The 13,279-nt window shown below is 45.7% G+C and carries 12 protein-coding genes; 11 read left to right on the top strand and 1 reads right to left on the bottom strand.

Annotated elements, in window-relative coordinates:
- Positions 1-236 precede the first annotated feature (236 nt).
- A complete protein-coding gene (locus tag CRECT_RS10000) occupies positions 237-611 on the top strand; it encodes a DUF488 domain-containing protein (protein ID WP_002943782.1) in 375 nt (124 codons plus the stop codon).
- Positions 612-1,268: 657 nt separating this feature from the next.
- Here the strand turns inward: CRECT_RS10000 and bamA are convergent.
- Positions 1,269-3,536 (bottom strand): outer membrane protein assembly factor BamA, encoded by a 2,268-nt coding sequence (gene bamA, locus CRECT_RS10005; RefSeq protein ID WP_002943779.1) that lies wholly within the window; start codon positions 3,534-3,536, stop codon positions 1,269-1,271.
- 80 nt (positions 3,537-3,616) lie between these two features.
- On the opposite strand from bamA, the gene CRECT_RS10010 reads away from it, so the two are divergent.
- From CRECT_RS10010 to accD, 10 genes are all read left to right on the top strand, one after another.
- Complete coding sequence (locus CRECT_RS10010; RefSeq protein WP_002943667.1) at positions 3,617-4,447, top strand: prephenate dehydrogenase; 831 nt, start codon at positions 3,617-3,619, stop codon at positions 4,445-4,447.
- A 71-nt stretch (positions 4,448-4,518) separates the two neighbouring features.
- On the top strand, positions 4,519-5,886 hold the full coding sequence (gene pgp6, locus CRECT_RS10015) for a peptidoglycan metallopeptidase Pgp6 (protein ID WP_002943892.1): 1,368 nt from the start codon (positions 4,519-4,521) through the stop codon (positions 5,884-5,886).
- A gap of 64 nt (positions 5,887-5,950) precedes the next feature.
- Positions 5,951-6,835 carry a UDP-3-O-acyl-N-acetylglucosamine deacetylase gene (gene lpxC, locus CRECT_RS10020; protein ID WP_002943701.1) on the top strand — a complete coding sequence of 295 codons (885 nt, stop codon included), beginning with the start codon at positions 5,951-5,953 and terminating at the stop codon, positions 6,833-6,835.
- A 38-nt stretch (positions 6,836-6,873) separates the two neighbouring features.
- Positions 6,874-7,287: a hypothetical protein gene (locus CRECT_RS10025; protein ID WP_002943636.1), complete on the top strand. Its 414-nt coding sequence runs from the start codon at positions 6,874-6,876 to the stop codon at positions 7,285-7,287.
- 8 nt (positions 7,288-7,295) lie between these two features.
- The gene (gene thrB / locus CRECT_RS10030; RefSeq protein WP_171992724.1) at positions 7,296-8,180 is read left to right on the top strand and encodes a homoserine kinase; all 885 of its coding nucleotides are present in this window, start codon (positions 7,296-7,298) and stop codon (positions 8,178-8,180) included.
- Between the two features lie 25 nt (positions 8,181-8,205).
- Positions 8,206-8,490, top strand: a complete 285-nt coding sequence (locus CRECT_RS10035) for a YlxR family protein (protein WP_002943989.1) — start codon at positions 8,206-8,208, stop codon at positions 8,488-8,490.
- Positions 8,456-11,146 carry a translation initiation factor IF-2 gene (gene infB / locus CRECT_RS10040; RefSeq protein ID WP_171992725.1) on the top strand — a complete coding sequence of 897 codons (2,691 nt, stop codon included), beginning with the start codon at positions 8,456-8,458 and terminating at the stop codon, positions 11,144-11,146. Before CRECT_RS10035 ends, infB begins: the two co-directional genes overlap by 35 nt.
- Positions 11,143-11,514, top strand: a complete 372-nt coding sequence (rbfA, locus tag CRECT_RS10045; RefSeq protein WP_002943703.1) for a 30S ribosome-binding factor RbfA — start codon at positions 11,143-11,145, stop codon at positions 11,512-11,514. The genes infB and rbfA overlap by 4 nt, the downstream gene beginning before the upstream one ends.
- A complete protein-coding gene (gene rimP, locus CRECT_RS10050) occupies positions 11,501-11,929 on the top strand; it encodes a ribosome maturation factor RimP (protein WP_002943829.1) in 429 nt (142 codons plus the stop codon). The genes rbfA and rimP overlap by 14 nt, the downstream gene beginning before the upstream one ends.
- Before the next feature lie 454 nt (positions 11,930-12,383).
- Positions 12,384-13,277, top strand: coding sequence for an acetyl-CoA carboxylase, carboxyltransferase subunit beta (accD, locus tag CRECT_RS10055; protein WP_002943662.1), 894 nt, complete (start codon positions 12,384-12,386; stop codon positions 13,275-13,277).
- Positions 13,278-13,279: the final 2 nt, after the last annotated feature.

Consider the following 13,279-nt stretch of genomic DNA (forward strand, 5'->3'; position numbering starts at 1 on the left):
AACCTGCGCCCTTGATTCGGCCGGGATTAAAATTTATTCTTTCTTACATCCGCTACGATTACATTCGCCATATCGTCTATTTGTGCGGTGATGTCGTTGGTAGTGCTTACGATGGCGGTTATATGCCCGCGATGTTAAAATAAGGCTTAATATTAAAAATTTATCGCTCGCTCCTCCAACAAATTTTACTTTTTGCAGTAAAATTCGAGTTAAATTTTGATATATAAGGATATTTCGTGTTTCAAGCTTTTAGGATTTATGATTTTATCAAAGACGACGAAAATAGCGATTTTTACGGCGTATTTGTCGATAGACTCTATCCGCGAGGTATAAAAAAGGAAGTTTTTAGCTCATTTTTGTGGCTAAAAGCCGTCACGCCTTCAAGCGAACTTAGGGCGTGGTTTCACGAAAACAGGGAAACCGGATTTGAGGAATTTAAGCTCAAATTTATGGCAGAACTTACGAACAAAGAGGCGCTAGTTGGCCTAAACGAGCTAAAATCACTAGAAAAAACTTATGGCAAAATAGCGCTACTAACAGCGACAAAAGATATAAATTTCAGCCATGTCACGGTGATTTTGGAAGCGCTTGAAGCGAGCAATCAAATTTAGCTTCGCCGCTAAATTTTGTTTTATTTACGGGATTTGGATTTAAAAACCGCCGCAAATTCGACTTAAATTTCTAAAAAACCCGCGCAAAAAGCATAAATTTAACGCCGAATTTTACGCAGTTTTACGCTCTATCTAAAATTTACGAATTGCGCCGAAGGCAATGAAATTTTAAAACCCAAATTTGACCGCAGGATTTTAAATTTTACTTTCGAGATACGACTCGTAAAAATTTACGCCGAAGCGGAATCATAAAATTTCAAATTTTACCGAGCTCAAATTTGACGATAAATTTAAAAGAAAAGCGCGCTTGCTCCGCAAATAACGATGCGTATGTTTTCTAAAATTTTTCGACTAAATTTTACTCCGAAAAATCCGCAAAAGCGTCAAATAAAATTTCTTATGTCGATGTAAAGATAATTAAAATTTGAGCCGAAATTTGCTTAAAATAAAAAATCCGACCGCTTAAATTCAAATTTAAATTTGAAAAATTCGGATGTAAAAAGCAGGCCCTCGGAGTTTTAAACGCCTGAGTAAAATTTGCAAATTTAAAAAATAAAGCTTTTTAAAGTAACGCCGAAAGCGGTGGTTTACGGCGAAAAATTGTAAATTTAAAGGGCAAACGGCGTCTTGCAACCAAAACGCCGCATCCGCATAAGCCTAGAAGCGCTGCCCGATGGTAAATTCAAATGTGCTGGTATCGTCGCCGTCTTGCTTTTTAAGCGGCTTGGCAAAGATGAGCTGAAGCGGCCCCATCGGCGTCACCCACTCGATGCCTACGCCTGCGCTATATCTACTGATACGCCCGTCGATATATTCATACCCGGCTCTTTTTTCCGCTTTATGCTTACCTTCTATGACGCCGTAGTCGAAAAATAGCACGCCGCGCATCTTCACGCGCTCTATTAGCGGGAAGCTAAGCTCGGCGGAGCTGTTAAACGAGATAGTGCCGCCCGTCTCGTACCACTGACCGTTTGAGACCTTCACCTTCGGCGCGACCGTCCTGCTCTCAAAGCCGCGCAGATTTCTGATACCGCCCAGGTAGAGCTTTTCGTTGATCGGTATGTAGCCGCGATCCCAAATTTTGCCGAAGCTTGATTTAAGCCTGAAAATAAGATCGTAATCGACCCACTCTCTGATACCCTGATACCAGTTGAAATTCGTTCTGCTCTTTAAAAATTTCTCGTCGCCGCCAACGCCTGCGAACTCTAGGCTGGAGCTTGCGATGATACCCGTGCGAGGCAGGTAATAATCATCCGTGCTGTTATACGTGATAGACGGAATGAGAGAGCTTTTGATACTTTTGCCGTCCTTGTAGCCGACGCTTTTTAGCACGTCGCTAAGCCCGCTGATACGGCTTTGCTCGATGATATATCCGATAGAAGCGCTTAAATTTCTAGTGAGTTTTCTACCTAGCACCACGTTCATACCGTATGATTTCTCGTCGTAGTTGTTCCAATCGTAGTTGTTGGCGTAGAGCGTACCGCCCAGGCTATACTCGGAGTCAAAAAGGCGCGGGTTGGTTAGTCCTATCTGACCGGAGAGTTCATTGTCGCTCCTATCGACGCTTACGACGCCTTTCATACCGCTACCGAATACGTTCGTATCCGACAAGCTCGCATTAAGCAGCAAGCCGTCCGAGCTGCCGTAGCCGATACCGCCGCTGATCGAGCCCGTGGAGGCCTCTTTTACTTTTACGAGTAGATCGACTTGGTTCTCTCCGACGCGATACTCTTCGATCTCGACCTCATCAAAGTAGCTCGTTCGCTTTAGCGCGTCTTTGCTGTCTTGCAGGTCGGTTCTGTTATATAAATTCCCCTCCGTGAGGTATAGTTCGCGCCTGACGACCCTATCTACGGTTCTATCGTTACCGGAAATTTGCACGTTTCTTATATATACTTTTTCGTCCGGCACGACCTCATAGACGATACTGACGGTTCTATCCTCGACGTTTTTCTCGGTTTTCGGATTTATCCTTACAAACGCATATCCTTTATCCGCTACCATATCATCAAGCTTTTTCATATCTTGTCTTAGACGAGCGGAGTTCATCACGTCGCCGCCCTCCAGCCTAAAGTCTTTTAAAATTTTCTCTTTATCGATATCTAAAAACTCGGGCACTTCGATATCTACGCTAGATACTCTATACTGCTCGCCCTCGGTTACATAGTAGGTGAGATCTGCGGTGTAGTTGTCCATATAGGCGTTTAGATACGGGTTTGAGACCGTCGCGTCCAGGTAGCCTTTTTGGTAATATTTATCTTGGATTCTTGCAGGATCGTTCGGTAGCTCGAAAAGCTTGACCTTACCGTCGTTTCTACCCCACATCCAGCCCATAAATTCGCGCTCTTTGTTCGCTACTACGGGCTCGATATCGCCGTAATCAAAAAGCTTTGCGCCGACTAAATTTACGTTTTCTATTATGATATTTTCGCCGCGGTTTATGTTCATCGTGACAAAAAGGCTGCTTTCATTACCCGCTACGGGCTCTTTGGTTACGTCTACGACCGTGTCGAAGTAGCCTTTTGACTCGTAGTACTGCCTGATGCGCTCTTTTGCACGCTCGATGGCTAGCTCGTCGTACATATTGCCTTGTTTGATGTTGATTAGTCCGTCGATAGCGGTTTTGTCGTTAGTTACTACGCCCTTGATATCGATACGAGCGATGCTAGGCTTTTCTTTTACCGTTACGGTCACGTCGCCACCATCGTTTTCGATATAGATATCGTCGAAGTAGCCCTGCCTAAACAGCTTTGCGATCGCCCTATCCGTGCTATCGCCGCTTAGCTCGTCGCCGACTTTTAGCCCCATTATCTCCTTTGCGGTTTCAGAAGACAGATGGATGAGACCTTTAAAATTTATGGAAGTTATCTGCTGGGCGTTTGCCAAAACGGCGCCCAAAAGTAGTAGAAAAACGCTTTTTTTCATTGATTTAACCTAAAAGTGATGATAAGGCTGTATAATAGCACATTTTATTTTTAAACAATATAAATTTAAAAGGCGAATTTATGAAAATCGGTATCGTAGGCTTAGGGCTCATCGGCGGCTCGCTCGGGCTCAGTTTAAAAAACGAAAAGCTAATCAGCTGCGTTAGCGGCACGGATCTAAACAAAGAGCACGAAAAACAAGCGATGCAGCTCGGTCTAGTGCATGAAATTTTGACGCTTGAGGGGATGAAGCAAAAGTGCGATATGATATTTCTAGCCATCCCCGTCGAAGGCATCATCAAAATCGTCAAAGAATTTGAAGGCATCGGCGAAAACACGACCATCGTAGATCTTGGTAGCACGAAGCAAAAAATAATCGAAGCCGTGCCGGAGAGCATCAGGCAAAATTTCATCCCGGCTCACCCGATGGCGGGCACCGAGTACTCCGGTCCGACCGCCGCGTTTCCGGGACTTTTTAAGGACGCCGTCGTAGCCATCTGCGACTTTAAAGAAAGCGGCGAGATGCACGTCAAGCGCTCGGTCGAGCTTTTTTCGCACCTGGGCATGAAGATTATTTTCATGAGCGCGGCGGAGCACGATCACCACGCCAGCGTCATCTCTCACCTGCCTCACGCCATCAGCTTTTCGCTAGCTAGCAGCGTGCTAAAAAAGGAAAACAAAAAAAATATCATCGCGCTAAGCGGAACGGGATTTAACGGTATGATCAGGATCGCTAAAAGCTCGCCGGTGATGTGGACGGATATCTTTAAGCAAAATAAGCAAAATTTGATAAATTCGATAGACCTTTTCAAAAAAGAGCTGGACGAATGCGAAAATTTAGTCAAAAACGAGAAGTGGGACGAGCTGCGAGAATGGATGGGCGAAGCTAGAAAAATACGCGAAATTTTATAAATTCGGGCGCAAATTTACCTTAAATTTATCGCTTTTTAGTAAAATTCGCATCTTTGAGATTAGGAGAATTTATGAGAAGACGCGGCAATTCGAATTTGATATTTTTCGGTATTGTTTTTTTGCTTTTAGTTGCGGCGATAGCTTTTTTATTTACTTCAAAAACATTTGAGCGCGAAGCTCCCAGTATCGCTATCTCAGATCAAATTTACTGGAACCTAACCTCGCCCCTACCGATCAAAATAACCGACGAAGGCGGCGTAAAATCGGTCAAAATTTCACTCGTAGACGAAAAAGGCAGCATAAATTTGTTAACTCAAAAATTTGAAGCGCCGTCTGAAATCGTAGATTTAAATTTGACCTTTCCGAAAACGGGATTCGGCGCGCAAAAAGATATCTACAACATCGTGATCGAGGCTACGGATACGAGCAAATGGGGATTTTTCTTCGGCAACACGCAAAAAAAAGAGGTCAAAATCATCGTCGATAACAAAAAACCCGACGTAAACATCCTAAACCACTCATACGCCATAACAAAAGGCGGTAGCGCAACGGTCGTGTTTAAAGCCACCGACGAGATGCTAAAAGAGGTCTATATCGAGACGAATTACGGTAAAAAATTTATCCCGAGCAAATTCGTAAAAGAGGGCTACTACGCCTCGCTGGTGGCTTGGCCGGCGCAGCAAGGCTCGTTTAGCGCCGATGTCGTCGCGCTTGATGCGGCGGGAAATATAACCAAAAGCAAGATAAGATTTTTCTACCAAGATAAAAAATACCGCGTCTCAAAGATAAAACTGGACGGTCAAAGTAGATTTTTAAACGAAAAAATCCCCGAGCTGGCTCAGCAATACGCTAAAAATCACGATGCGATGACTATTTTAGAAAAGATGAGATTCGTAAATGAAAATCTGCGCACCATAAATGAAAAACTCATCGCACAAATCGCGGCGAAAGTAGAAATAGATGCGGCGGAAAATTTTAAAATAAATAAATTTTACCCGCTAAAAAACAGCAAAGCCGTAGCGAGCTTCGGCGACCACAGATACTACACTTTTGAAAACAAAGAAGTAAGCGAAAGCTGGCATATGGGCATCGACCTGGCCTCGACGCAAAAAGCGAATATCGTCGCCAGCAACGACGGTATAGTCGAATTTGCCGCCGAAAACGGCATATACGGACGCAATCTTTTGATAGACCACGGATTCGGACTGTTTTCGCTCTACGGCCACTGCAGCTCGATAAACGTCAAAGCCGGCGACTCCGTCAAGGCGGGCGATGTGATCGCAAACACCGGCGTTAGCGGCCTAGCGATGGGAGATCACTTGCACTTTGGTATGCTGGTGCAAGGTATAGAAGTGCGCCCCGAAGAGTGGATGGATAACGGCTGGATGAAGGACAACGTCACCGGCGTTTTGAGCGCGGCAAAAAAAATGGTCGAATAAATTTATCATTTTGTTACGAATTTGTTGTATAATGGCGAGAATTTAGAAATTTAAGGGCTAAAATTTGAAACAAACAACTATAAAATCGGTTGTAGAAGGCGTGGGCATCGGGCTTCACAAGGGCGAACCGATAAAGATCACGCTCGAGCCGCTCGGGGCGAATTCGGGAATAATATTTTACAGAAAAGACCTCGGAGCGAGCTTTAAAGCGGAGCCGAAAAACGTGATAAACACTCAAATGGCGACCGTCATCGGCGGCAAAGAGGGCTATATCTCGACGATCGAACACCTCCTTAGCGCTATAAGCGGCTACGGCATCGACAACGTCCGCATCGTCCTAGACGCCAACGAAGTGCCGGTAATGGACGGCTCGGCGATAAGCTACTGTATGATGCTGGACGAAGCGGGCACGGCGGAGCTTGACGCGGATAAAAAAGTCATCGTAATCAAGCGCCCCGTGGAGGTAAATAAAAACGGAAAATTCGCCAGAGTAACGCCCTCAAACAATCCCAAATTCGACTTTACGATCAAATTCGCCCACCCGATAATCGGCGAGCAAAATTACGTATTCGAGTTTAGCAAACAAGCCTATATCGAAGAAATCTCGCGCGCCAGGACGTTTGGATTTTTAAAAGACGTGCAGATGCTAAGAGCGCAAAATTTAGCCCTCGGCGGTAGCCTGGACAACGCCGTGGTCATAGACGATAATAAAATTTTAAATCCGGAAGGCCTGCGTTTTGAAAACGAATTCGTTCGCCATAAAATTTTAGACGCGATCGGCGATCTAAGCCTTATGGGCGCGCCTTTAATGGCGGATTATACGAGCTTTGCAGGCAGTCACGAGCTAAATCACGAGCTAACCCTAGCCATACTAAGCGACGCCAAAAACTATGAAATCGTCACGTTAAAAGACGATCTAGCGCGCGAATATCAAAAGGTATTTGCATAAAAAATATTCAAATTTTAGTTATAGCTCTTAGCTCGCCGATGATCGTCGGCGTTTATGACGAAAACGGCGAGCTTTTAGAGCGTATCTCAAGCGAAGAAAAATCCGACGTTTCCCTCGTAAAAATAATGGATCAGATTTTAAACGGCGGCGAATTTAACCTGCAAAAAATCATCTACGCAAACGGCCCGGGTAGCTTTATGGGCGTGAAAGTCGCCTACGTCGTTTTAAAAACGATCAGCATTGTAAAAGAGTGCGAATTTTACGCAGTTAGCGGCTTTGAGCTAAACGGCGGCGCACCGATACGGGCGAATAAAAACTTAAGCTTCGTAGATACGCCCGAGGGCATCAAACTGCAAAAAGCGCAAGCCGGCGAATTTTGCTTGCCGCAAAATTTAGCCGTTTTAAATCTAAATTTAGATACTCTTCCAAATTACGTTATACAAGCCGTATAGGAGATTTTTTGCAAATTTTAGTTCCCGCCACGAGCGCAAACCTAGGCCCCGGTTTTGACGCCCTAGGACTCGCCCTAGAGCTACACAACAAAGTCGAGATAATGAGGGCGAATTTCGCCTCCGTGAGCATTTTAGGCGAAGGTAAAGACAACGCCCTTCTTAAAAAAAACAACATTTTTCTATCCATTTTTAATGAAATTTACCTCAAGCTAACGGGTAAAAAAGACACTTTTCGTATGATTTTTACAAATCAAATCCCCTTTTCGCGCGGCCTTGGCAGCTCTTCTGCGGTTATCACTTCGGCTATCACGGCGGCTTACGCGGCGGCCGGTTTTAAGGCTGACAAAAGTATGATTTTAAATACCGCGCTCATTTACGAAAACCACCCGGACAACATCGCTCCCGCTACGCTTGGCGGTTTTGTAAGCTCGGTCGTTGAAAACGGTAAGGTAAAATCCCTAAAAAAACCTTTAAACGCCGATATAAAAGCCGTCGTAGTGATACCTGATAAGCCTATGAGCACGAACGAATCGCGCACTAAGCTACCTAAAAATTTCACGATGGGCGAGTGCGTTAGCAACCTCTCTCATGCAGCACTTCTTACGGCTTGCTTTTTTAGCGAAAATTACGAACTTTTAAGGGCGGCGGCAAAAGACGTCATGCACGAGCAAATCCGTATGCAAAGCCTACCCGAGCTCTTTGAAGTGCGCAAGATAGCCTACGAAAACGGCGCTCTTTTGAGCACGCTTTCAGGTAGCGGATCGAGCTTTTTAAACATAGTTTATGCGGGCGATGCGACAAATTTAAAACAAAAACTGCAAGATAAATTTAAAGGCTTTCGGGTTGAAATTTTAAATTTCGACAACGACGGGATAAAAATCCTACAAAGCTAAAAAAAAGCTAAAAGAAGTTATAATAATGGCTCAAAAATTTATCCCTATCAGGATGTGCGTAGTCTGCAAAAAGCGCTTTGAACAGCGAATTTTGCGCAGATACCGACTGATAAATTCTTCGCTATTTTTCGGAAACGGAAACGGACGCAGCTTTTATCTTTGCGAAGAATGTCTAAAAAAAGACGAGAAAATTTTAAGAAAATCGCTCGGAAGAGTCGCAGGCAGCTTTATCGCGACGTTGCAAAACGGGCAAAATTTAAAGGAGATGCTCTTAAATGGGGACTGTTCGAATTTCAGAGATAGCAAATGAGCTCGGCTACAATAGCAAAGAGGTTTTGGGGAAAGCTATTGAGCTTGGGCTAAAGGTCAAAACGCACTCAAGCGGCGTTACTCCTGAGGAAGCGGAGGCGCTATACACCTACATCCAAACCGGCGAGATCCCCGAAGTTCTCAAGAAAAAACCGGAAAAGAAAAAAACGACCGCCAAAAAAGCGGAAACGAAACAGAGCAAAGAAAGCAAGCAAAAAGAGCCTAAAAAAACAAACGCCGCAAAAGAAGAAAAGCCTTTGTCGAAAGAAAAAACAGAGAAAAAAAACAGTGAAAAATCCGAAAAAGAACAAACGATAGTCGCTCCAAAACCCGCAGAAAAAGAGTCCGAACCAAAAATCGAAGCAGCGCTCAAAGAGGAGCCAAAGACTCAGCCCGCCGCCGCCGAGCTCGCCCAACCGAAAGAAAGCCTGGCCGACGTTAGCTTGCAAAAAAGACGCGGCCTAGTCATCGTAAAAAAGAAAAAAGACGAACAAAGCGCGCCTAAATCGAGCGAAAAAAAAGAGTCCGCGCCCGCGCTAAATTTAGAGAGCATATTTAAATTTAGCGACGAAAAAATCGAGCGAAAAAAGAAAAAAGAAAAAAAGCCTACCGTAGTAGCCAAAAAAGACGGTACGACGAAGATGGACTTGCTCGGCGATCGCGATATGGCCGACATCGTGATAGACGATGAAAACGTGGTTATATTGCCTGATTTTTCGGTGCGAACCCAAACTCCCGAACCGCAAAGAACTAGACAGCCGGCCAACGTAAATTCTTACAAACCGACGTTAAACACTTCGGTGAGTTCATTCCTAGAGCAAGGCACGGCGCGCCGTCCGCGTAAAAAGCATAAAAAATCTCAACGTGCGGATCATAGCGCAGAGGCAGTAACCTACGTCGAGATACCAAAAGAGATCCGCCTATACGAATTTGCCGACAAGATCAACAAGCAACCAAGCGAGATCATCGGCAAGCTCTTTATGCTGGGTATGATGACGACCAAAAACGACTTCCTGGACGAGGATGCGATAGAAATTTTAGCCGATGAATTCGGCATCGAGGTAAATATCGTCGATACGCAAGAAGCGTTTGACTACGTCAAAGCCTACGACGAAGAAGAGGAGCAGCTAGAAGACGCAAATTTGACCGTCCGCGCTCCCGTCATCACTATCATGGGCCACGTCGATCACGGTAAAACATCCTTGCTAGACTACATCAGAAGCTCGCGCGTAGCAGCAGGCGAGGCAGGCGGCATCACGCAGCACGTGGGCGCCTATATGGTAAATAAAAACGGCAAAAACATCACCTTTATCGATACTCCCGGCCACGAAGCCTTCACGGCTATGCGCGCCAGAGGAGCCAAGATCACCGACATCGTTATCATCGTGGTCGCAGCCGACGACGGAGTAAAACCGCAAACAAAAGAGGCCGTGAGCCATGCAAAAGCGGCGGGCGTGCCGATCATCATCGCGATAAATAAAATGGACAAAGAAGCCGCAAATCCGGATAAAGTAAAAAGCGAACTGGCCGAGCTTGATATCTTATCTGCCGATTGGGGCGGTACTTACGAGTTTGTACCGATCTCCGCAAAAACAGGCATGGGTATAGACGATCTGCTTGAGATCGTGCTCTTGCAGGCTGAAATTTTAGAACTAAAAGCAAATGCGAAAGCAAATGCGAAAGCCGCCATCGTAGAGAGCTCACAACAAAAAGGCCGCGGTCCGGTAGCTACGGTTATCGTAGAAAACGGCACTCTAAAAGTCGGTGATATCGTGGTTGCGGGCGTCGCCTACGGCAAGATAAGAAGCATAACCGACGATCAGGGTAAAATTTTAAAAGAGATAAAACCGGGCGAATGCGGCGTGATAATGGGTCTTAGCGAGATTCCTGAAGCCGGCGAAACGCTAATAAGCGTCAAAACCGATAAAGAAGCCCGCGAATACGCACAGAAAAAAGCTGAATACTTACGCCAAAAAGAGCTCAGCAAGACGACGAAAGTAAGCCTGGAAGAGCTTAGCGAAAAGATCGCCGAGGGTGAGCTAAAATCGCTCCCTGTCATCGTAAAAGCCGATGTGGGCGGCTCGCTGGAGGCCATCAAAGCAAGCCTGGAAAAGCTTCGCAACGAGGAGATCAAAGTAAATATCATCCACTCAGGCGTCGGCGGCATAACCCAAAGCGACGTGGAACTAGCCAGAGCGAGCGAAAATTCCGTGATTTTAGGCTTTAATATCAGGCCGACGGGAGAAGTGAAAGAAAAGGCCAAAGAAAGCGGCGTCGAGATCAAAACCTACAACGTCATCTACAACCTAATCGACGACGTAAAAGCGATCCTGGGCGGTCTAATGTCGCCTGTGATCCGCGAAGAGCAACTCGGCCAGGCCCAAGTGCGCCAAGTCATCAACGTCCCTAAAATAGGCGCGATCGCAGGCTGCATGGTGACCGAGGGCACTATAAACCGCGGCGCGAAAATCCGCCTAATCAGAAACGGCGTTGTCGTACACGAGGGCACGGTGAGCTCGCTAAAACGTTTCAAAGACGACGTGAGAGAGGTCGCGCGCGGCTTTGAGTGCGGCGTAGGCATCGACGGCTACAACGACATCAGAGAGGGCGACTACATCGAGAGCTTTAAAGAAGTAGAGGAGCAAGCCAGCCTATGAACCCCTCGGAGATAAAGCGCCTACGCACGCAAAGCGTATTAAAAGAACTGCTGCCCGAGGCTCTATCTACGCTTGAGGACGAGCTTTTGCGCGGGCTTTGCGTGACCGACGTCGAGTGCAAAAAGGGTAGATACGACGCGTTTGTATATCTTGATAAAATGATGTTTGACGAGCGCGAGCAGGCCTATATACTAGACCGTTTAAAGCGCGTATCAAAGCATCTGCAAAACCACTGCATGGCGGCTGAGGGCTGGTATAGAGCACCGAATTTTCACTTCAAATTCGACGACAGGCTCGAATACCAAAATCATATGGACGATTTGTTTGAAAAAATCTCAGAGGATCTAAACAAAAATGCAAAATCTTGAAAATCTGATCTCGCAGTGCGGCGTGCAGCTCTACGACGTCGAGGTCGCGAACGAAAACGGCAGAGCCATTTATAGGATCTATATCGCAAAGCCAGGCGGCGTAAATTTAGACGACTGCGAAAAGGTTTCGCGCCTACTCTCGCCGATATTTGACGTCGAGCCGCCGCTTAGCGGAGACTACGTGCTAGAGGTTAGCTCGCCCGGACTTGAGCGAAAGCTAGAAAAACCGAGCCATTTTATCTCAAGCGTCGGAGAACTAGCTAAAATCTCAGCCGAAGTAGACGGCGAAAATAAAAAGCTAAAAGGCAAAATTTTATCCGCCGACGACGATGAAACCTCGCTTGAAAGCGAAGGTCAAATTTTAAAAATAAAAATCGCGAATATAAAAAAGGCAAAAACCTATATCGAGTGGTAAGCCCTAAACTAAAGGTTCAAATTTGAACCGTAAGATAGCTCGTCAAATTTTCGTCAATTTATGGATTTTGAGTTAAATTTTACGGATTTGAGCGCTTTAAATTTATATCGAAAACCGCAAAATCCTGATCAAATTTAGCAAATTTATAATTTAACACGCTAACGTAAAATAAGCCGCTTTAAAATCACTCGAATTTACCTTGCTTTCGCAGTAAATTTTAAGCGCGCCGCAGCCAAATTTCCCAAATTTAACCGCCCAAAATTTCAAACCGCCTCCGCATAAATTTAAAAATTTCCATCAGAAAGCATAGGCATCGATGTCAAACACAATAGCGCAAATTTCGGCGATTTCGCTCGCAGCGCCTTAAAAACACACAGCGTAAATTTGATACCCGTCTAGCAAAACATAAGCTAACTTTGGCTATAATCCCTAAATTTTTTAAAAAGTAGGAACCATGAGCTTTTTAGATATTTTCTCCAAAACCAGAAAGCAACAGTCCGCTCCCAGCGAGGCTCCGGCGCACTGGGTCAAATGCGACAGCTGCCACTCGCTGATGTATTACAAAGAGGTCGAAGCAAATTTTAACGTCTGCCCAAAATGCGGTTTTCATATGAGATTAGCTGCCGACAAGAGGATAGCGATGATCTGCGACGAAGGCAGTTTCGTCGAGCTTGATACCAAGCTAAAGCCCGTCGATCCGATCAAATTCGTCGATAAAAAATCCTATAAAAAACGCATAAGCGAAAGCGAAGAAAAAACGGGCAGAAGCTCGGCCGTGATCTGCGGCGAGGCTAAGATCGACGGCATGAACGTGCAACTGGCGGTGTTTGATTTTAGGTTTATGGGTGGGTCTTTAGGCTCGGTCGAGGGCGAAAAGATCGTGCGCGCCGTAAAAAGATCGCTCGATAAAAAACAACCTCTCATCATCGTCTCGGCTTCGGGAGGCGCCAGGATGCAGGAGAGCACGTTTTCGCTGATGCAGATGTCAAAGACCTCCGCCGCGCTAAAGCTGCTGGATGAGGCTAAGGTGCCCTATATATCGGTTTTGACCGACCCTACGATGGGCGGAGTGAGCGCGTCTTTTGCGTGGCTTGGCGACATCATCATCGCAGAACCCGGCGCTCTCATCGGCTTTGCCGGACAGCGCGTCATCAAGCAAACCATCGGAGCCGATCTGCCCGAGGGCTTCCAAAGATCGGAGTTTTTGCTGGAGCACGGCCTGATCGACGCCATAGTCGAGCGCAGAGAGCATAAGCAGTTTTTAAGCGATATGATAAAGCTACTCTTAAACAATCCCGTTTATAGCGCCAAGCAGCCGAGCGCCAAGAGTTCGGACGACGAGGAATAAAT

Source organism: Campylobacter rectus, assembly GCF_004803795.1.
GTDB lineage: Bacteria > Campylobacterota > Campylobacteria > Campylobacterales > Campylobacteraceae > Campylobacter_A > Campylobacter_A rectus.